The organism is Staphylococcus arlettae (genome assembly GCF_002902345.1).
Lineage (GTDB): Bacteria > Bacillota > Bacilli > Staphylococcales > Staphylococcaceae > Staphylococcus > Staphylococcus arlettae.
On record NZ_PPQB01000019.1, the window covers coordinates 214265 to 235058 of the forward strand.

17 protein-coding genes and 1 pseudogene are annotated in these 20794 nt (G+C 32.9%); 14 read left to right on the forward strand and 4 right to left on the reverse strand.

Annotation, left to right across the window (positions count from 1 at the left end; translation table 11 throughout):
- Positions 1-31: 31 nt before the first annotated feature.
- On the reverse strand, positions 32-643 hold the full coding sequence (locus tag CD036_RS10055) for a GntR family transcriptional regulator (RefSeq protein WP_021459587.1): 612 nt from the start codon (positions 641-643) through the stop codon (positions 32-34).
- 113 nt (positions 644-756) lie between these two features.
- On the opposite strand from CD036_RS10055, the gene CD036_RS10060 reads away from it, so the two are divergent.
- From CD036_RS10060 to srtA, 5 genes are all read left to right on the forward strand, one after another.
- Positions 757-1632: an NAD(P)-binding domain-containing protein gene (locus CD036_RS10060; RefSeq protein ID WP_103388559.1), complete on the forward strand. Its 876-nt coding sequence runs from the start codon at positions 757-759 to the stop codon at positions 1630-1632.
- Between the two features lie 8 nt (positions 1633-1640).
- The gene (locus CD036_RS10065; RefSeq protein WP_002509552.1) at positions 1641-3008 is read left to right on the forward strand and encodes a four-carbon acid sugar kinase family protein; all 1368 of its coding nucleotides are present in this window, start codon (positions 1641-1643) and stop codon (positions 3006-3008) included.
- Positions 3009-3028: 20 nt separating this feature from the next.
- A complete protein-coding gene (locus CD036_RS10070) occupies positions 3029-4390 on the forward strand; it encodes a gluconate:H+ symporter (protein WP_103388560.1) in 1362 nt (453 codons plus the stop codon).
- A 145-nt stretch (positions 4391-4535) separates the two neighbouring features.
- Entirely contained in the window at positions 4536-5210 is a 675-nt protein-coding gene (locus tag CD036_RS10075) for a haloacid dehalogenase type II (protein ID WP_103388561.1), read from the forward strand.
- A 260-nt stretch (positions 5211-5470) separates the two neighbouring features.
- Positions 5471-6064, forward strand: coding sequence for a class A sortase SrtA (srtA, locus tag CD036_RS10080; protein ID WP_031266757.1), 594 nt, complete (start codon positions 5471-5473; stop codon positions 6062-6064).
- 93 nt (positions 6065-6157) lie between these two features.
- Here the strand turns inward: srtA and CD036_RS10085 are convergent, their stop codons facing one another.
- A complete protein-coding gene (locus CD036_RS10085; RefSeq protein ID WP_002509548.1) occupies positions 6158-6835 on the reverse strand; it encodes an N-acetylmannosamine-6-phosphate 2-epimerase in 678 nt (225 codons plus the stop codon).
- Between the two features lie 160 nt (positions 6836-6995).
- On the opposite strand from CD036_RS10085, the gene CD036_RS10090 reads away from it, so the two are divergent.
- On the forward strand, positions 6996-7799 hold the full coding sequence (locus tag CD036_RS10090) for a MurR/RpiR family transcriptional regulator (RefSeq protein ID WP_002509547.1): 804 nt from the start codon (positions 6996-6998) through the stop codon (positions 7797-7799).
- An 87-nt stretch (positions 7800-7886) separates the two neighbouring features.
- On the opposite strand, the gene CD036_RS10095 is transcribed toward CD036_RS10090, so the two are convergent.
- Complete coding sequence (locus tag CD036_RS10095; RefSeq protein WP_021459583.1) at positions 7887-8762, reverse strand: ROK family protein; 876 nt, start codon at positions 8760-8762, stop codon at positions 7887-7889.
- A gap of 222 nt (positions 8763-8984) precedes the next feature.
- On the opposite strand from CD036_RS10095, the gene CD036_RS10100 reads away from it, so the two are divergent.
- From CD036_RS10100 to CD036_RS10120, 5 genes and pseudogenes are all read left to right on the forward strand, one after another.
- Positions 8985-9866 (forward strand): N-acetylneuraminate lyase, encoded by an 882-nt coding sequence (locus tag CD036_RS10100; protein ID WP_103388562.1) that lies wholly within the window; start codon positions 8985-8987, stop codon positions 9864-9866.
- 26 nt (positions 9867-9892) lie between these two features.
- Positions 9893-11467 (forward strand): sodium:solute symporter family protein, encoded by a 1575-nt coding sequence (locus CD036_RS10105; protein ID WP_002509544.1) that lies wholly within the window; start codon positions 9893-9895, stop codon positions 11465-11467.
- Positions 11468-11558: 91 nt separating this feature from the next.
- Complete coding sequence (locus CD036_RS10110; RefSeq protein WP_103388563.1) at positions 11559-12092, forward strand: NAD(P)H-dependent oxidoreductase; 534 nt, start codon at positions 11559-11561, stop codon at positions 12090-12092.
- A gap of 114 nt (positions 12093-12206) precedes the next feature.
- Positions 12207-13013, forward strand: a complete 807-nt coding sequence (locus CD036_RS10115) for a Cof-type HAD-IIB family hydrolase (protein ID WP_002509542.1) — start codon at positions 12207-12209, stop codon at positions 13011-13013.
- A 235-nt stretch (positions 13014-13248) separates the two neighbouring features.
- Positions 13249-13908 (forward strand): annotated as a pseudogene (locus tag CD036_RS10120) (NAD(P)H-dependent oxidoreductase).
- A 341-nt stretch (positions 13909-14249) separates the two neighbouring features.
- Here the strand turns inward: CD036_RS10120 and CD036_RS10125 are convergent.
- Positions 14250-15053: a VOC family protein gene (locus CD036_RS10125; RefSeq protein WP_002509540.1), complete on the reverse strand. Its 804-nt coding sequence runs from the start codon at positions 15051-15053 to the stop codon at positions 14250-14252.
- A 379-nt stretch (positions 15054-15432) separates the two neighbouring features.
- On the opposite strand from CD036_RS10125, the gene CD036_RS10130 reads away from it, so the two are divergent.
- The 3 genes from CD036_RS10130 (at position 15433) to CD036_RS10140 (ending at position 20765) form a co-directional block, all read left to right on the forward strand.
- Positions 15433-17013, forward strand: coding sequence for a BCCT family transporter (locus tag CD036_RS10130; RefSeq protein ID WP_021459579.1), 1581 nt, complete (start codon positions 15433-15435; stop codon positions 17011-17013).
- Positions 17014-17212: 199 nt separating this feature from the next.
- On the forward strand, positions 17213-18994 hold the full coding sequence (locus CD036_RS10135; protein WP_103388564.1) for an ABC transporter transmembrane domain-containing protein: 1782 nt from the start codon (positions 17213-17215) through the stop codon (positions 18992-18994).
- Positions 18987-20765, forward strand: coding sequence for an ABC transporter ATP-binding protein (locus CD036_RS10140; RefSeq protein ID WP_103388565.1), 1779 nt, complete (start codon positions 18987-18989; stop codon positions 20763-20765). The genes CD036_RS10135 and CD036_RS10140 overlap by 8 nt, the downstream gene beginning before the upstream one ends.
- Positions 20766-20794 lie beyond the last annotated feature (29 nt).

The window sequence follows — 20794 nt, forward strand, 5'->3', positions numbered from 1 at the left end:
CAAAAGTTTAACAAACTGTGGCTTGTATACATCAAGATTTATTATTTAAGTAATATAAACTGAATTCTAAATCATTGTTCAAATGCTGTTCTAATAATGCTACAGCTTTATCAGTATTTCTATTACGTAAGGCGGCAACTATTTCTGCATGTTCCTCAATTAAGCCAGGTCTACGTTTGTTTATAACAGTTTTACTAAACAAATAAATATAACTTTGTAATTTTTGATAGTTGTTTAAGATAAATTGATTATTAGTAGCTGCCATAATTTTTTTATGAAAAGCATCGTTTGTTTGAATAATTTGTTCTTCTTCTAAGGAATCCATATCAATTTCGGTATAACTTTGTAATTCTAATAAATCTTCTTCGGTATACACTACAGCTGCCTTCCGCAAAGCGTAAGATTCTAGCAGTATTCTCATTTCGAAAATTTGACGATACTCTTCTGATGTCGGTATAAAGACATAACCATCTTTAATAAAATATTCTAATTCTAATTGTGTTAATGCTTCTCTTATAGGAGTTCTACTAACATTGTATTTTTTAGCTAACTTAGTCTCTGTTATTTTTTCATTTTGAATTAAATCCCCGTTAATTATGTCATTTCTGATTTTTTGATAAATAGATTGTTCTACGTTTTTCACTACTGTCACCTCACTATACATAGTGTACTATAAAAAAAATTAGAACAAAATGTATACATTTTAATTATTTTGGTATACAATAATATGTAAACGTTTTCAGTGGAGGTAAAAATATGAAAATTGGATTTATTGGTTTAGGAATTATGGGGAAACCTATGGTGAAAAATTTGTTGAAAGCAGGACAAACAGTTTTAGTAAATGATGTAAATAATGAAGCACAACAAGAAATGCAACAATATGGTGCTGTGATAGCAACAACTAAAGAAATAGCACAGCAAGTTGACTGTTTAATTACGTCATTGCCAAATGGGGCTATTGTTAAAGCTGTATTATATAGTGGAGAAAATGCTGTATTAAAGTATGAAGATATTGCAGTAAAACATGTAATTGATACGAGTTCGTTAACGCCCAATGAGTCATTGGAAATAAGTAAAGTGTTAAAAGAAAAAAATGTGAAATATGTTGATGCACCAGTAAGTGGTGGGGAACCATTAGCAATCACTGGAGAACTATCGGTCATGGTAGGTTGTAAAGAAGTAGACTTAGATGTCATCACAAAAATATTAGATCCCGTAGCACAATCTGTTATTAGAGTAGGAGATGTTGGAGCTGGTAGTGTTGTAAAATTAGCGAACCAAATAATCGTTAATATGAACATTTCAGCACTATCAGAAGCAGTGGTGTTAGCGAAAAAATTTGATATCAATTTAGAAGCGATGTACAGCGCTATTAAAGATGGCTTGGCCGGTTCTTCTGTGATGGATGCTAAATTTCCAAAAATGATTGAGCAAAATTATCAAGCTGGTGGCACTTTAAACATTAATCTGAAAGATTTAAAAAATGTAGTGTCTACTGCGGATACAGTTGATTTAACGTTACCGCTAACTAACCAAGTAAAAGAAATTTACAAAGCTGAAGTAATTGCAGGCAATGGTCTTAATGATCACTCTGGAATTATTAAATATTTTGAAAAAATCAACAATATGTAGGTGGAAATATGCTAAATAAAAACTTAATTTTAGAACAAAAACAAGATGAAATAGACAAAGGTTTAGAAAGTTTAACGTATAAAATAATTGTGTTAGATGACGATCCTACTGGTACACAAACTGTGAAAGATTTACCAGTTTATACAGATTGGTCATTAGAATACATTAAAGATGGCTTTCAACAAGCAAATCAAATGTTCTATATTTTGACTAATTCCCGTGCGCTTAATCAAGAAGAAACTACAATTGTGCATAAAGAAATAATGACGAACATTGAACAAATTTCTAAAGAATTAAATCAACCTTTTATAGTTATTAGTAGAGGTGACTCAACGTTACGCGGTCATTTTTATCTTGAACCTAAAGTGCTTAATGATAGCGCAAGTCATGGTTTTGATGGCGTATTTTATATACCAGCATTTTTCGAAGGACAAAGGTATACGTATAACGGAATACATTATTTACAAGAAGATGATGCCTATATTCCGGTAGCCAACAGTGAATTTGCACAAGATACAACATTTGGCTTTAGTGCTGAACGTATGGATGATTTTATAGCAGAAAAAAGTAATGGTGATATCAAGTCAGACGATGTATATCACATTACTTTACAACAATTGCGTAATCGTGAGAGTGAGACGATAATGTCACTTTTCGATGACTTGCAACATTTTGATGCAGTAGTTGTTGATGCATTAAATGATGAAGATTTAGATTTCTTTGTAGCTTGTCTTACTTCTTATTTAAGTACACATAAAAAGCAATTTATGTTCCGTACAGCAGCATCATTTGTAAAAGCAATATGTGAAACACCTGGAGAAATTATAAATTTAAATGATGTCAGTGACAATTCACATGGCGGCATTATTATTGTAGGATCACATGTCAAAAAATCATCGGATCAGTTGAATCATTTAATTGCTCATTCCGATATTCAGACTATTGAATTTGATGTGACAGAAGTAACAAAACCAAGTTTAACTGACTATATAAAATCTATCATTGCACAGGTCGAAAGGTTGATTGCACAAGGTGAAGACGTTGTTGTTTATACGTCTAGAGATGTAATTAAGACAGCTGATTTAACTAATAATTTAAGTATATCGACAAATATTTCTAATTGTTTAGTCGAAATTGTTAGTAATTTAACACTTAAACCTAATTTCATTATCGCAAAAGGCGGTATTACTTCAAGTGATGTTGCCACTAAAGGATTGAATATTAAAAAAGCGACAGTTATTGGCCAAATTACTAAAGGCGTACCAATTTGGCTAACTGGTAGTGAAGCAAAATATGAAAATATGCCATATGTTATTTTCCCAGGAAATGTTGGAGCTACAGAAACATTAACTGAAGTATATCAATTAAATAAATAAAAATGAAAGTTGGGATGTTTATGTTGGGAGAGTTTTGGCCAATTATAGGTGTCGTTATAGGCGTAGCCATATTACTAATATTAATCATGGTCTTTAAATTAAATACGTTTATAGCATTAATTATTACTTCTATGGCAACTGGTATGATTTTAGGGATGCCTATAGATAAAATTGTAGAAACTATTGAAAAAGGGATGGGCGATACATTAGGACATATCGCGATTATTTTTGGATTAGGGTCCATCCTAGGTAAATTATTATCCGATCGTGGCGGTGCTACTCGCATTGCTGACACATTAATTAATACATTTGGTAAAAAATATGTTACTTGGGCAATGATTATTGCATCATTCATTATCGGAATATCTTTATTTTTAGAGGTTGCTTTTGTTCTATTAGTACCATTAGTATTTACACTAGCTAAAAGAATGTCGATTTCTAATTTATCTGTAGGTTTACCTATGGCGACTTCAATCGCTGTAACGCATGGTTTTTTACCACCACATCCTGGACCAGTCGCAATATCTGAAGCACTAAATGCGAATATCGGCCATGTATTAATGTACGGTATCATTATTGGTATTCCATTAGCAATTATCGTTGGTGGTATTTTTCCTAAAATTGCGTATAAATTGGCACCAAGCGCTTTTGCAAAAGAGGGGAATCAAGCCGTTACGGGTGATATTAAGAATATCGATGAATCAGAGATGCCAAGTTTTGGACTAAGTTTGTTAACGGCTCTAAGTCCTGTAGTATTGATGTTATTTGCGACAGTTGTTCAATTGATTACAGGTAATGAAGACGGACACGCTCAAGGTCTAGAAGGATTTATTTATTTTATAGGTTCTTCTACAACGGCGATGTTAATTGCAGTTTTGATCGCTATATATACTATGGGAATCAGACGTAAACAAACAATGAATCAAATAATGGACACTGTCTCAAATGCTATTACTCCAATTGCCATGCTACTGTTAATCATCGGTGGTGGCGGTACATTTAAGCAAATTTTAATCGATGGTGGTGTTGGCGACACTATTTCACAATTATTTCATGACTCACAAATGTCACCCCTTGTATTAGCATGGTTAGCAGCAGCTATTTTACGTGTAGCATTAGGTTCTACTACAGTTGCAGCTATATCATCAGTTGGTATTGTATTACCTTTATTACAAACCGTAGATGTTAATCTCTCATTAGTTGTGCTTGCTATAGGTGCAGGAAGTATTTTTTGTTCACATGTTAATGACGCTGGATTTTGGATGTTTAAAGAGTATTTTGGTTTAAGCATGAAAGAAACATTTTTAACATGGACTTTATTAGAATCTATATTATCTATATTAGGATTAGGATTTATATTAATTGTTAATGTAATTATTTAAATATAAAAGGTAGAATGTATCATTTTATGATTATACATTTTACCTTTTATTTTTTAGTATTAAAATTAATTAAAAAATTGTTTCAACGTTTAACTTTAGTGATAAATAATAAGTACGGATTGTTTTGTAGAGAAAGGGGTATTTTATGTATAAAGTTATTGTTTTTGATGTTTTTGGCACATTATTTGATGTTATGTCAATTAAAGATAAAGTTGGAGAGTTAAACAAAGAACATGCTACAGAAATAACTAATTTATGGCGTAAGACACAATTATATCATGCAACACTACGTCAAGTTATGGAACGTTATACAAGATATGATGAAATTACCAAAAATGCATTACGACATACTTTAGAAGTTTATAATGTACCGTATAATAGAGATGATATTAATGAATTGTTTAATGGTTATCAAAATTTAGAATACTTTAAAGAAGTGCCCAAATCTCTAGCTGAGTTAAATGACAAGCCATTAGATTTAGCTATATTGTCTAATGGAAATGATAATATGTTACGTGCATTAGTGGATAACTCTGAAATCGCTGAATACTTTAATTCAGTTATGAGTGTCGACGAAGTTAAACAATATAAGCCAAGTCCAGCCAGTTATGCATTAGTATTAAATTATTATAAAGTAAAACGTAGTGAAATATTGTTTGTGTCGTCAAATTCGTGGGACGTTACAGGAGCTGAGAACTTTGGTTTTGATACAGCTTGGGTTAATAGACGCAATGACTTATTTGATGATAATGGTGTGAAACCTACAATTGCAGTAAATAATTTGCATGAATTAGTGAAATGGATTGAAATAAATAGGTAGGTAATTTAACTATAAGATGTTTAATGTGAAGCATATATATTATGGAAATCATGGTGAATATGATTTTAACTTTTAGGGTTTAGAAGATGACAGCAATTTTACAAAATTGATGTGCACTTTTGAACCCTTTATTGTTGCAAGCTTGTGATAATTTTTGTAATTAGTGAGCAATTTTTTCGTTTTGTAAACAGAGGTATGATTTATAAAAAAACAATGCTATATTAACCATAAGTAATTCAAGTGAAAGAGGCGTAGTTAAGTTGAAACGAAGGATTAATATATTACTGTCGTTGTTAGGAATAGTATGTTTGTTAGTAGCTGTTTATTTATTGGTACAGCCTTATATAGCTAATTATTTTTATAACAAGGAAGCATCAGATAAAGTAGAACAGTATGATGCTAAGCAACATCAGTCTACTGAGTCTACGAAACAGCAAAATGCATCAACTATGGTAGGATATTTAACTGTACCTGATGCTGATATTAAAGAGCCTGTATATCAAGGGCCGGCAACACCTAAACAGTTAGAAAAAGGCATCAGCTTTGCAGAAGCTGATGAATCATTAGATGATCAAAATATTGCAATAGCAGGTCATACACATACGAATCTTCGACATTATCAATTTACTAATTTAACTGCCTCAAAAATAGGTAGTGATGTGTATTTTAAAGTAGGACAGGACAAGCGTCATTACCAAATAACGAAAATATATGATGTGAAGCCCAGTGATGTTCATGTATTAGAGGAACAAAACAGCAATAAAAAGCAATTAACTCTAATTACTTGTGACAACTATAATTACCAAACAGGCGAATGGGAAGATAGAAAAATATTTATTGCAGAAGCGGTATAGCTCACAATAAAGTTATAAATGAAAAAATAGCGTAGCCATCTTATTTCAATGAAACGTTCGTTGAATATAGATAGCTACGCTTTTTAAGTTAAATTAATGTTTGGGAGTAGCAACAGCAGATACAAAGCGTTGTGTTATTTCTTTTGGACGTGTAATAGCACCGCCGACTACTGTACAGTGCGTACCTAATTCACTTACACGCGCAAACATATCTGGTGTCACAACATTTCCTTCAGCAACCACTTTAGTATTCACATTAGCAATTACTTCTTTTAGAAAGGCAAAATCATTTTCATATAAAACATGACCAGATGTATATGTTGTATAGCCTCTTAACGTTGTGCCAATATAATCGAAACCAAGTTCTTCTGCTTGTTTTGCTTCTTCAACAGTAGAGATGTCAGCCATTATTTCAATGTGTGGTGCTTCTTGACGGATATATGCTACTAATTCTGCTAAGCTTTCTTGTGGTCGAGGTTGATTCGTAGCTTCAAGTGCAATGACTTCACAACCACTTTCAAGTAATTCTTGTACCTCTGTTTTAGTGGCAGTAATAAAAACATTGGAATTATCGTAATCTCTTTTAACAATACCAATGATAGGTAGATCAACTGTTTTTTTAATTTCTAAAATATCTGCTTTGCTGTTTGCTCTAATTCCAACAGCACCACCTTCATAAGCTGCTAATGCCATTTTTGACATAATAAAAGATGAATGTAGTGGCTCATCAGGTAAAGCTTGGCAAGATACGATTAATCCATTAGGTAACATAAAATACACACTCCATAACATTAAATTTTAAGATATAGTGATTTAATTAAAGTAATATCAATATAACATTAGGAAAAAAATAATCAATAGTTATAGTATTAATGAAAAAACTTTTCGTTTATAATAAAATATGGCTATATTAAAAAGGGGAGACGCACAGATGAAATTTGATAATAGAGTGCAACGCTATAAACATTTATTTACTAAAGCAGATAAAGAAATCGTTAACTATATAAAAAATAATCAATTTGATGATAACTTTTCTACTATTAATTCATTGGCGAATAGTGTAGGCATTTCACCTGCCACCATTACACGTTTTTCCAATAAATTAGACTATGAAAACTTTCAAGATATGAAATTTAATTTGCAACAGGAAATGACTAATCAAGAAATTGAGAATAGCCCGCTCATCCAAAAAATTCATAACTATCATCAAAATACAATTCAACAAACTGGCGAGTTTATTTCAGATATTGATATTCAAAATTTTGTAAATCAAATTATGCGTAGTAGACAAATAATTTTTGCTGGATTAGGGAGTTCAGGATTAACAGCAACTGAATTTTATTATAGAACGATGCGTATGGGCTTAAAAGGGAATGTATCGACAGATTCTCATCAAATGAAAATTGTAGCGTCATTATTAACAGGTTCGGATACGTTTGTCGCTATTTCGAACAGTGGTGAAACTACAGAGTTAATTTCAGCTGCAGGGATTGCACAGCAACAAGGTGCTTTTGTAGTAGCAATTACTAACTATGAAGGTAGTGCACTTACAGCATGTGCAGATTTAGTATTGATTACGACAGACCAATCCAGAAATAATGATACAAGGTTTATTAATACACAAATTGCGACACATTTTTTAATAGATATTGTCAGTTACTTATTATTAGACGATGAGCATTTACATCGAGTCTATCAAAAAACAAAAGATGTTATTTTACATGATAAACCGTAATATATAGGGCTAGAACATTATTAATGTTCTGGCCCTAAGTATTGTATAAACGGAAGTTACGACAATTATTTAATTTAGGTTAGTTGGTTAAAGTGTTATTAAACTACCTGCACCGAGTAATGCAGCATTATTTAACGCATGCGTAGTTTGAATAGGTGCATGTTCATAATTGGCAGGTAAAAAATAAGAGACATAAGGTACAATATATTGCAATAATTGATCACCTTGTGCAGAAATTCCGCCACCAATTAAAATTAACGCAGGATCATAAAGTAATTGAATTTGTGCTACGCCTTCTGCGACGTCTTTACCCCAAGTGTGTAATAAAGCACTTGCTGTTTCATCTCCTTGTTTAGCTTGAAGAAATAACGATTTAACATCTACATCAGTTGAACTATATTGATGAGTAATTTGGGTTTGTAATGCTGAAGTAGCTGCCCGTTGTTCATAAGTCGTTTCACTATCAGGACGGTATAGCATATAACCAATTTCATTGGCACGAGAGTTGGCACCTTGATATAAACCTGTTTCTGAAGTGTAAAATGCGCCTCCAATACCTGTGCCTAAAGTTAAACAAAATATTTGTTGTTGTGCATATTGATATGTGTGTAGTTCTCCTAATAGTGCGGCATCAACATCATTGCAGACATAGACAAACGGAGTAATATGACTTAATGCTTGCTTATAGTTTGTCCCTGTAAAATTAGCAATCGTGGGACTACTATAAACTACCGTTCCTGTATCGCGATTTATAACGCCAGCGCTAGAGATGCCAACGTAGACTGGATCTAAATGATACAGTTCTTTATATTGTGCTACTATTTGGATGACCTCATCTAAAATAAAATCAGTAATGTTATTAGGCGTTGGGATGCTATTAAAGGTTACTAAATTAGCATTTTCATCAAGTACAGCAGATTTTATTTGTGTACCCCCTACATCTAAAACAATTTTGTACGACATGCGATGACCTCCATTTAGACTATTTGTGAAAAATATTTTCATTAATGTGCTTATTAAACGTATATAATTTTCAGAATTCTATTGCTAAGTTTTATGGTAGCGTTTACAATTCTAGCTGTAAAGTAAAATTTCTAATAGGTAACGTTTAGTTATGTACTTAAAAAATTAAGTTTTGAGCGTAGCTAAAATAGTTAAATAGCGAAAATAATGGAGGTTTATAACATGGAAGATAATTTGAAAGGTTTGTATGCAGCGTTATTAGTTCCCTTTGATGAGGATGGTCAGGTAAAAGAAGAGGGATTAAAACAAATAGCACGTAATGCTATAGATAAAGAAGGGTTAGATGGTTTATACGTTAATGGAAGTTCAGGAGAAAACTTTTTAATTAACACTGCACAAAAGAAACAAATTTTTAAAGTAGTCAAAGATGTCATTGGAAATGACGCTAAATTAATCGCACAAGTTGGTGCACTAGATTTAAACGAATCTATAGAATTAGGTCAATACGCAACTGAATTAGGCTACGACGCAATTTCTGCTGTTACGCCGTTCTATTATCCATTTTCTTTTGAAGAAATAAAAGATTATTACTTTGAACTCATTGAAGCAACACAAAATAATTTAATTGTTTACGCTATTCCAGATTTAACTGGAGTTAATATATCAATGACACAATTTGAAGAGTTATTTTCACATGACAAAGTTATTGGTGTAAAGTATACAGCACCTAATTTCTTTTTACTTGAAAGAATCCGTGAACATTTCCCGGATAAATTAATTTTCTCGGGGTTTGACGAAATGTTGGTACAAGCAGCTATTTCGGGAGTTGATGGTGCTATTGGGTCAACGTATAACGTTAATGGTAAGCGTGCACGTGCTATTTTTGAAAATGCGCAACAAGGTGACGTTGCTAAAGCTTATGCTATTCAACATGACACTAATCATATTATTGAAGGCATCTTAGACATGGGGATTTATCCAACGTTAAAAGAAATATTAAAAGCACGTGGTCTAGATTGTGGTTTACCAAAAAAACCATTTAAACCATTTAATGAAAATAATAGAGCACAGTTAGAGACACTTATAGATAAATATAACTTATAATTTTTAACTTAAGGGGTTGATTGTTCATGGAACAAGTGGGGTTTGGGTTTTGGAACTGGGTAGCTATTTTACTCTATCTTTTTATCATGTTGCTAATTGGGGTGTACTTCACTAAACGTGCAGGACAAAATACTGATAGCTTTTTTACTGCCAGTGGTAGGTTACCATCTTGGGCTGTGGGCTTTTCTATTTATGCGACAACTTTAAGTGCAATTACTTTTATGTCAACACCAGAAAAAGCCTTTTTAACAGATTGGTCTTATATAGTTGGAAATATTACTATTGTAGCAATAATACCTTTATTGATCTTTTTCTATGTACCATTTTTCAAGAAATTGAATGTCACGTCAGCTTACGAATATTTAGAAGCGCGTTTTGGACCTAGTATACGAGTGATTGGTTCTTTGTTGTTTATTTTATTCCATTTGGGAAGAGTAGCTATTGTAATTTATTTACCAACTTTAGCGGTTACATCTGTATCGGATTTAAATCCATTTGTTGTAGCTTCACTCGTAGGTATTTTATGTATCTTATATACGTTTTTAGGTGGTTTTGAAGGTGTTGTGTGGAGTGACTTTATTCAAGGTGTCATTTTACTTGGTGGCGCTGTTGTCATTATTATTTTAGGGGTTGTTCATTTACCAAATGGTATGGGGACATTGGTTACAGATGCAATGAACAATAAAAAAATAATTAGCGCTGACAATTGGAAATTCAATACAGCAGCAGCGGCTATACCGATTATATTTTTAGGTAACATTTTTAATAATTTACATCAATATACTGCAAGTCAAGACGTCGTTCAACGTTACCAAGCATCAGACTCGTTGAAAGAAACTTCTAAATCATTGTGGACAAATGGTATATTGGCACTAATATCAGCACCTATATTTTACGGTATGGGAACAATGTTATATTCGTTTTATAATCATAGTAGCGCACTACCTAATGGTTTTAATACGTCGTCTATCGTACCGTATTTTATTTTAACTGAAATGCCTCCTTTTGTTGGTGGATTATTAATTGCAGCAATTTTTGCTGCTGCCCAATCAACGATATCTTCAAGTTTGAACTCGATATCAGCATGTTTTTCTGTAGATATAAAACATCGCTTTTTTGGGAAGGGTAATGAAAAAAGTGAAGTAACGTTTGCACGTTATATCATAATTATTTCAGGCTTATTTGGTTATGCAATGTCTATCTATTTAATTGCTGCTGATTCAAATGATATTTGGGATTTATTCTTACTTATTACTGGATTATTTGGTGTGCCACTAGCTGGTGTATTTGCAGTTGGTATTTTCACTAAACGTACAAACGCATTCGGCGTAATTATTGGTTTAATTTTTGGTGTTATTTTTGCTTATATTTTTAACAATATTGGTGGGGACAATTCACCATTCTTTGTATCTATCATCTCATTTTTAATTGCGTTTATTATTTCATATTTAGCTAGTTTTATTCGACCTAACAAGGGCAAAGATATTACTGGTTTAACTATTTTTGATAGAAATGAAGCCGTTACTTACGTTTCTAAAGTGAAACAAAAAAAGGCAATTGCAGATTATGCAACAAATACTGACTATTCTAAAGAGCAGTAGTGATTATTGTAGTTTCAAACAAATATATTGTATCTATAATATTGACTCATTTAATATTAACTTATTAAATGAGTCTTTTTAGGAGGGAAAAATGTCAACTTTAGTTATTATCGCACATCCAAATATGACACAGTCAAAAGTAAATAAAGCATGGAAATTAGCTTTGCAACAACGTGATGAGGTCACTGTACATGATTTGTATTCGATTTATCCAAATGAAGTTATTGATATTGAAGCGGAGCAACAATTGTTAGAGCAATACGAAACTATTATTTTCCAATTTCCATTGTATTGGTATAGTTATCCGCCTTTATTCAAACAATATTTTGATGAAGTATTAGAGTATGGTTGGGCTTACGGTTCTACTGGGGATAAATTACAAGGAAAACAGTTTGCTGCAGCAGTTTCTGTAGGAAGTGCAGAAGAAGATTATCACGCTGAGGGTGCGGTAGGCTACACTTTAGCACAATTGTTAGCTCCTTTAGATGCGACGAGTCGCTTTGTAGGTGCGAAATTTATAGGGGCACATGCACTGTATGGCACTTTTAATGTTAATGAAGCGCAACTCAATAATAATATCGCAGACTATTTCAGCTTTATAAATCAAATAACGCAACAAGTATAATTATTGTGTGAGTATAAGGTGACAACAGCTTAACTTGTCATCTTATACTTTTCAACAATCGTTAAAATAGCTATAATGAAAGCACATACATAATTGAAAGTTTGAGGGGACAATATGATAAAAGCAATTGCGGTTGATATGGATGGCACTTTTTTAGATACTAACAAAAGTTATGATGTTGCACGTTTTAACAATATTTTTAATCAATTACAGCAAAGAAATGTGAAATTTATTGCTGCTAGTGGGAATCAATATGCTAAATTGATTTCTATTTTTGGACAGAGAGAGATGTTTTTTGTCGCAGAAAATGGAGCAGTTATATACGACGGTGAAGAATTATATGATTATCGTGCATTTAATTTTGATTTTTATCAGGAGTTAATCCATTACTTACATTATGAACGTAGTATGCAAGAACTAATTGTTTGTGGATTAAAGAGTGCCTATATTTTAAAAGATACCAGTGAAACTTTTAAAAAAGTAGCACATTTTTATTATCGTCAATTAGAAGAAATTGATTCTTTTGCTCATTTGCCAAATGATGAATATGTTAAAGTCGCATTGAATATTAATAGAGATACACATCCACAATTAGATCAGGATTTAGCTGTGAAATTTGCAGATGATATTAGTATAGTATCTAGTGGGCACGACAGTATTGATATTATTATCCCAGAAATGACTAAAGGCAATGCACTTAAACGTCTTTTAGCGAAATGGGAATTGACTGCAGATAATCTAATGGCTTTCGGTGATGCAAATAATGATTATGATATGTTAGAACTTGCTGAACATAGCTATGTTATGGAAAATAGTCATGATCAGATGTTATTTGACGTAGCAAACTTTGTTGCACCGTCTAATGATAAACAAGGTGTGTTATCAGTTATTGAAGAAACGGTATTAGCACCTGAATTGTAATGAGCAATTACCAATTCATTGGTATTAATGCTGACAATATAAGGTGAATAATGCGTGAACTACACTAGTACAATGATAAAATCTATATATAGAAGTGGTATTCGAAATAGTTAACAGTACATTTCGATATTACTTCTATTTTTTTATAAACAGATTACTTTTATCGGAAATATTATTTAGCTTATACTAGAACTTACTTAATAAATCTTTAATTTGAAAGGATGGCACTAAAGTAATGGCAGACATGAATGATAAAATTATTGAAGCATTTCAATTTCGACATGCAACAAAGCGTTTTGATGCAACTAAAAAAATTAGTGAACAAGATTTTACTACAATTTTAGAAGCAGGTAGATTATCACCAAGTTCTTTAGGATTAGAGCCTTGGAAATTTTTAGTGATTCAAAATGCTGATTTACGAAATAAATTAAGAGATATTAGTTGGGGTGCTCAAGGGCAACTGGACACTGCTAGCCATTTTGTATTAGCGTTAGCACGTAAAAATGTAACGTCTCAATCACCGTATGTTCAACATATCATTCGTAATATTAAGCAATATGCAGAGGAGACAATTCCTGCAGTCGAGAAAAAATATGATGATTTTCAAACAAATTTTCATATCAATGATAATGAACGCTCACTTGTAGATTGGGCAAGTAAGCAAACTTATATTGCATTAGGAAATATGATGACTTCAGCAGCATTATTAGGCATTGATTCTTGTCCTATTGAATGATTTGATTTAGATGCTGTTACTGAGTTATTAAAATCAGAAAACATTATCGGTGCTGATGATTTTGTGCCTTCATATATGGTAGCTTTTGGTTATAGAGAAACAGAACCTAAAGCAAAAACTAGACAACCACAAGCAGATGTTATCGAGTGGTTTGAATAAAAATGAAGATGGGATACAAATCCCTATTTTCAAATAAGAGGAGACTGGGACAACATTGATTCGTCCTAGTCTCTCACGCATACTATTCCTCTGGGCGTCAACACGTTTCAAATCGATAGAATTTATATTTGGCTATTCAAAAAATAAGAAATTTCGAAAACAAAAGTTAAACAACATCTTTTTATCTTAAAGGCATTTCATATAATTAAAAAACGTCAATTTCTATATCTTCTCAATAGAAATTGACGTTTATTTTTTAGTCAGAGCTATTTATGTCTGGAATTCATTGCTATTTATGTCTGGAATTCATTGCTATTTATGTCTGGAATTCATTTTAATTTTTATTCAGGGACAGTAGTACGATTGCTATGCACTGTGACACTGAATCCTTCAGGACTGATTGATGTTTCATTTTGTGCATTTGGTTTATAAATATCAATATGATAAAGGCCTAAACTATGATCATTATCGAGTCGCGGTTGGGTTGATTGCCAAACATTGACAGCAATATGATGATGATATTGGTTTGTTGACATGAATAAAGCTTGAGGATAATGAGAAATATGTTGTAAACCTAACTGAGTTATATAAAAATTACGTGCACTTTCTAGGTTTGCTGTTTTTAGATGTAAATGACCTAATTTTGACTGTGATGGCATACCTTGCCAGCCTTCTGTAGTACGCTGGTTAACTAAATCTTCAGCATCTACTTGTAACGTATCCATTTTGACATAGTCATCTTCCCATTGCCATGTAGTTGCATCACGATCTTGGTAGACTTCTATTCCATTACCTTCAATGTCAGAAAGATAGAGTGCTTCACTTACTAAGTGGTCACCACCACCAACTTGTATACCTAGGCTAGCTGCATGATATAAAAAATTTGCTAAATCTGCTCTAGTAGGGACTAAAAAAGCGATATGAAAAAGTCCAGCTTCTGACATTGCAGGTTTTTTAGCATCAGTAATTGCTCTTAAAGTTACTGTGTGACCAGAATTCCCAATATTTAGGATAGCTAGTGCATCGTCTTTACTAGCAAGTGTTAAACCGAGTACTTCTGTATAAAATTGTGTCATCTTAGTTAAATTTGCGACATTTAATGTGATATTAGTGACTTGCGTTGCAGTCGAATCATGAAAAGTCATAATAACCTCCTGTGGTTAACATGTATTTGTTTTAGATACAAGTTAAATATAAGTGATTTTAAGTATTAAGTCAATGTGTAAGTTTTATTTTTAAATTTCGATTTTAAAAAAATATATTGTGTATAGTGATAATTAGGCATATTGCAAAAAGAGTGGTAAGATAACGACTTAAGTATAAATTGAAAAATAGTAAAGGTTTATTCTAACAAATAAACATGGCTTAATTGTCTGTGTGTACATACAAGGAGCGACACTTTAAACGTGGAAACTTTTAAAATTAAAATTCGTTAGCATCATTATATAGCTTGATAATATTTTAGAAACTTGCATAAAGATTTGAAAATAGATAAATCTATATAAAGGATACGAGGAAACTTTAATGAAAACTAAGTTAGTAAAAGAAAAGTTAGATTGGCCGGTATTTTTAATAAGTGCTGGTGTTTTAGTTATTTTTGTAATTATGTCAGCGTTCTTTACAGGTGGCACTGCAAAGTTTGTGCAACAAAGTTTTGAGATTTCTATTAAATATTTTGGGGCTTTTTGGCAACTATTATTATTAGCAACATTTTTTATAGGATTAGTGATAGCTATTTCAAAATACGGCAAGGTCCGTTTGGGCAATGTTGATAAGCCTGAAATGAGTTACTTTAAATGGGCAGCAATTGTTGTCACGTCAGGTTTAGGTGCTGGTGCAATCTTTTGGGCAGCAGCAGAACCAATGTATTACTTTTTAGACGTGCCACCGACTATGGGGGACGGAATTAAAAATAAATCTGCAGAGGCAGTTCCAGCTGCAATGGCACAAAGCTTCACGTCGTGGGGATTTACTGCTTGGGCAGTTTACGGTGCCATTAGCGGTATTGTAATTATGTACGCACATTATAATAAAGGGTTGAAAATGAGACCACGTACATTATTATATCCAGTATTTGGAGCAAAGATTGAAAATAATAAAATTGGTTCTTTAACTGATGTTTTTTGTATTTTAGGTGCTGTAGCCGGAACGATAGGAACGATAGGATTTTTTGGCTTCCAATTTAGCTTTTGGTTACATAGTATTTTAGGTGTACCCGACAATTTGGTCACACAGATTGTTGCTGTAGGAGGCTTGACGGTATTAGTAACTATTTCCGCTGTCACTGGAATAAATAAAGGAATCCAATTTTTAAGTACATTGAATATTTGGTTAGCACTAGCTATAGGAGCATTTATCTTATTATTTGGCCCAGGACATTTCATTATCGATACATTTATTTCATCTTATGGAACGTATATCTCTGATTTTGTCAAAATAGGTACATTTAGAGGAGATGATGAATGGGCTGGCGCATGGATGTTGTTCTTTTTCGGATGGTTTATAGGTTATGGACCATTAATGGCAATTTTAGTTGCGCGTGTATCTCGTGGACGCACGATTCGTGAAATCTTTTTCTTAGTATCAGTCGTAGCAGCATTGGTATCGCATTTTTGGTTTACCATTTTAGGTGGAAGTGGATTATTTTATGAACAACAACATAACGGTTCGGTGAGTGGACCATTAGCAGATAATGGTTTACCTGCTGCAGTTATCGCATTAGCCAATCAATTGCCTTTAGGTGATGTTTTAGTATTTGCCATATTAATTTTAACGTTTGTTTTCGTTATTACAACTGCAGATTCAATGTCATATTCCATTTCAATGGCTGTTACAGGTGAAGGGAATCCACCTAAATTAATCCGTTTGTTTTGGGTCATTATTATGGGTGTGATTTCTGTTATTTTAATTAATATTGGAGAAGGTAGTATTGACGCCTTACAGTCATTTATTGTCGTCACGGCTGTACCCATCTCAATAATTATGCTGCCGGTACTGTGGACTGCCCCTAAAATAGCGCATGTTTTAGCCATAGAACAGGGAATTACGTCAACGCATAAAAAAGGACAACAAGTCGTAGTATTTGAGGAAAGTAAAGAAGAGTAATACAACTAGATTAGCATTTTACTAGAGCTAGCCTTTATTTCAAATAGTAGCACAAACCATAACAGAGAGTGAATACACACCGTTAATGAAAACAAGTTGATGCTGTGTATTTGCTCTTTTTGCATGTAATCAAACACTTAAATCAGCAATACAAGGTGTGGTAAGATGTATTTAACATAAACCAAAAGGGGTGATTATAGTGGGCGTATTTTTAAAATTAACATGGTTTTTTAAAGCACAAAAATTCAACTATATCTTGGGTTTAATCATGTTAATTACAATAGCTTTAATTGAATTATTACCACCTCAAATTATTGGTAAGACGATAGATGGTATGACGAATCAAGTGCTAACTGGCAAAATGCTAATCATATATTTAAGTATATTGGTTTTAGCAGCACTTTTACTATATGGTTCGCGCTATGTCTGGAGATTATCTATTTTTGGGACAAGTCAAAAATTAGGCAATATATTGCGTCGTTACTTATATCGCAAATATACAGAAATGAGTCCGTATTTTTATCAAAATAGACGGACAGGGGACTTAATGGCACATGCTACTAACGACATAAATGCTGTCCAAAATGCAGCGGGTGCTGGTATTTTAATGATTGCAGATTCATTAATTACTGGTGGTATGGTCATTATAACTATGGCACTGACCGTAAGTGTAAAATTAACGTTAATTGTGTTAATACCACTACCTATTATGGTAATAATGACGCGCTATTATGGAAAATTATTGAGCCATGGCTTTAAAAAAGCACAGGCGGCATTTAGTAAATTAAATGATAAAACACAAGAAAGTGTTGCGGGTATTAAGGTCACTAAAACATTTGGTTATGAGACAGAAGATCAAGCTGATTTTAAGGGGCTTAGTGATGAAGTGGTTAGAAAGAATTTATATGTTGCAAAAGTTGATGCACTTTTTGACCCAACGATAATGTTAGTATTTGGTACAAGTGAGTTTTTGACAATTACTTTTGGTTCGTTCATGGTACTAAATGATGAAATTACTTTGGGACAGTTAATTACGTTTGCAACATATCTTGGCATGCTAGTGTGGCCACTATTAGCATTGGGCCTGTTTTTTAATATAGTACAGCGTGCAAAGGCTTCTTATGAACGAATAGAAGTAATCTTGAATACGCCGAATAGTATTGAGACAGATTACAGTACAACAGCTCAGCCACAAGGTGATATTGAATTTAATATTGCGCAGTTTCATTACCCAGGAAATAAGGCGAAAGGACTTCACGATATACACTTTACAATACAACCAGGCATGACTATTGGCATTGTAGGGCGTACAGGTTCAGGAAAAAGTACACTAATAAAGTTACTGTTGCGACAATTTGATACTGACAAACCAAATGATATTACATATGGTGATATACCGTTACGTCATTATCAATTAGGACAATTACGCGCACAATTTGGATATGTGCCTCAAGAACACTTTTTATTCTCTACTTCAATCCGTAACAATATTGCTTTCGGTAATATGGAAGCCAATGATTCACAAATTCATGAAGTTAGCCGCTTAAGTCATGTGCACAAAGATATCCAACAATTTACGGAGGGCTATCAAACTGTTGTAGGTGAACGAGGTGTATCATTATCAGGCGGTCAAAAACAACGTATTGCTATCGCACGTGCGCTTCTTATTGATCCTGAGGTGTTGATTTTAGATGATTCATTATCAGCTGTAGATGCACAAACAGAAGAAACTATTTTAGCTAATATGCATACATTGCGACAGGGCAAAACAAATATTATCACTGCTCACCGTATGAGTGCGGTGAAACATGCTGATTTAATTATTGTAATGGATAGAGGCACAATTATAGAACGCGGTACCCACCAAACGTTAATAGAACGAAAAGGGTGGTATTTCGATACTTATACTGCACAAGCATTACAAGAACAACATGCGCAACACCTCAATGATTTGACGGAAGGAGATGAAGGAAATGTCTAAGATAACTTCACTCTCAGCGAAGGATCAAGGTAAAACGGTGTTTCGTTTAATCAAATATACCTCACCATATAAAGGTATTATTGCGTTGGCATTTTTAATGTTAACGTTAGCGACCGTCACTAGTATGTTGACGCCGTACTTAATAAAAGTTTTTATTGATGACTTTTTAACACCTAACAACTTTCCACAAAATAAATTAATATTATTAGTAGGATTTTTTATAGGGATACAGATTATTGGCGCAATTGCTACATATATTAATGATTATATGTTTCAATACTTAGCCTTCAAAGTAATTCAGCAATTAAGAATAGATGCATTTAATAAACTTGGGTCATTAGGCATGCGCTATTTTGATAAAGTTTCTGGTGGAAGCATCGTTTCTAGATTGACAAATGACACAGAAACAATAGTTAATATGTTTATCGGCGTTTTTTCTACTGTAATTATGGCCGTATTCATGATGATTTCTAGCTACATTATGATGTTCATCCTAGATGTGCAACTTGCTTTATACGCATTAATCTTTATGCCAATTATTATATGTTTACTAATTATTTATCGAAAATATTCTGCTATTCTATTTAATAAATCAAGGCAATTGTTGTCAGACTTAAATTCGAAGTTAGCTGAATCTATTGAAGGTATGACGATGATCCAAGCATTGAATCAACAAAAAAGATTAAATGATGAGTTTAATCAAATTAATGACGAGCATTACGATTATATGCTAAAAACAGTGAAATTAGATAGTTTATTACTACGACCTGCAATTAGTATGCTTGCTATTTTTGCGACGGTTATGATTTTAGGTTATTTTGGAATTATTAGTTTTAGTGCAACAATTACGGCAGGCGTTGTGTTTGCTTTTATCCAATATATGGAACGTTTTTTTGAACCTATAAATCAAGTGAGTCAAAATTTAAACGTGTTACAGCAAGCTATAGTATCTGCGAGTCGTGTGTTTGAACTTATAGATGATGAAACATATGAACCGAAGCAAGATGTGAATAATGAGCACCAAATCACAGAAGGAAAAGTGACATTTGAAGATGTCAGTTTTAGTTATAATGGCGAGACAGACGTGCTTAAGCATATTAGTTTTACAGTAAATCCAGGTGAAACAGTTGCCCTTGTCGGTCATACTGGGTCAGGAAAAAGTTCTATTATTAATTTGTTTATGCGTTTTTATGAATTTGAAAGAGGTCAAATTATGATTGATAATCAATCTCTTAAATCATTTTCTAAAGACGAATTAAAATCAAAAATTGGGCTTGTACTACAAGATGCTTTTATATTTTACGGCACTATTTTATCGAATATTAAACTGTATCATCCAAAAATGACTTTTGAACAGGCTCAAGCTGCAGCATCTTTTGTGCAAGCTGATCGCTTTATTCAGCAATTAGATGGACAATATGAACATAAAGTGACAGAAAAAGGTAGTGCTTTTTCCAGTGGTGAACGGCAATTAATAGCTTTTGCTCGTACTATGGCAGTTGATCCTAAAATACTTATACTTGATGAAGCTACCGCTAATATTGATTCTGAAACAGAAGAACAAATTCAAGCTGCATTAAATCATATGCGTCAAGGTAGAACAACAATTGCTATAGCGCATAGATTAGCAACAATTCAAGATGCAGATCAAATATTAGTCTTAAATAATGGCGAAATCGTAGAACGCGGAACACATGATATGCTTATCTCACAACAAGGCATATATTATCAAATGTATCAATTACAAAAAGGGAGTGGGACAGAAATCTGATTTTGAAAAAATGATTTCGTCGTCCCACC

Coding starts and splice junctions, on each gene's coding strand:
- CD036_RS10105 (WP_002509544.1), top strand. CDS start 9,893: ATGGAACAAGTGGGGTTTGGGTTTTGGAACTGGGTAGCTATTTTACTC.
- CD036_RS10130 (WP_021459579.1), top strand. CDS start 15,433: ATGAAAACTAAGTTAGTAAAAGAAAAGTTAGATTGGCCGGTATTTTTA.
- CD036_RS10085 (WP_002509548.1), bottom strand. CDS start 6,835: ATGTTACCTAATGGATTAATCGTATCTTGCCAAGCTTTACCTGATGAG.
- CD036_RS10100 (WP_103388562.1), top strand. CDS start 8,985: ATGGAAGATAATTTGAAAGGTTTGTATGCAGCGTTATTAGTTCCCTTT.
- CD036_RS10140 (WP_103388565.1), top strand. CDS start 18,987: ATGTCTAAGATAACTTCACTCTCAGCGAAGGATCAAGGTAAAACGGTG.
- CD036_RS10075 (WP_103388561.1), top strand. CDS start 4,536: ATGTATAAAGTTATTGTTTTTGATGTTTTTGGCACATTATTTGATGTT.
- CD036_RS10065 (WP_002509552.1), top strand. CDS start 1,641: ATGCTAAATAAAAACTTAATTTTAGAACAAAAACAAGATGAAATAGAC.
- CD036_RS10095 (WP_021459583.1), bottom strand. CDS start 8,762: ATGTCGTACAAAATTGTTTTAGATGTAGGGGGTACACAAATAAAATCT.
- CD036_RS10110 (WP_103388563.1), top strand. CDS start 11,559: ATGTCAACTTTAGTTATTATCGCACATCCAAATATGACACAGTCAAAA.
- CD036_RS10115 (WP_002509542.1), top strand. CDS start 12,207: ATGATAAAAGCAATTGCGGTTGATATGGATGGCACTTTTTTAGATACT.
- CD036_RS10060 (WP_103388559.1), top strand. CDS start 757: ATGAAAATTGGATTTATTGGTTTAGGAATTATGGGGAAACCTATGGTG.
- CD036_RS10090 (WP_002509547.1), top strand. CDS start 6,996: ATGAAATTTGATAATAGAGTGCAACGCTATAAACATTTATTTACTAAA.
- CD036_RS10070 (WP_103388560.1), top strand. CDS start 3,029: ATGTTGGGAGAGTTTTGGCCAATTATAGGTGTCGTTATAGGCGTAGCC.
- CD036_RS10125 (WP_002509540.1), bottom strand. CDS start 15,053: ATGACTTTTCATGATTCGACTGCAACGCAAGTCACTAATATCACATTA.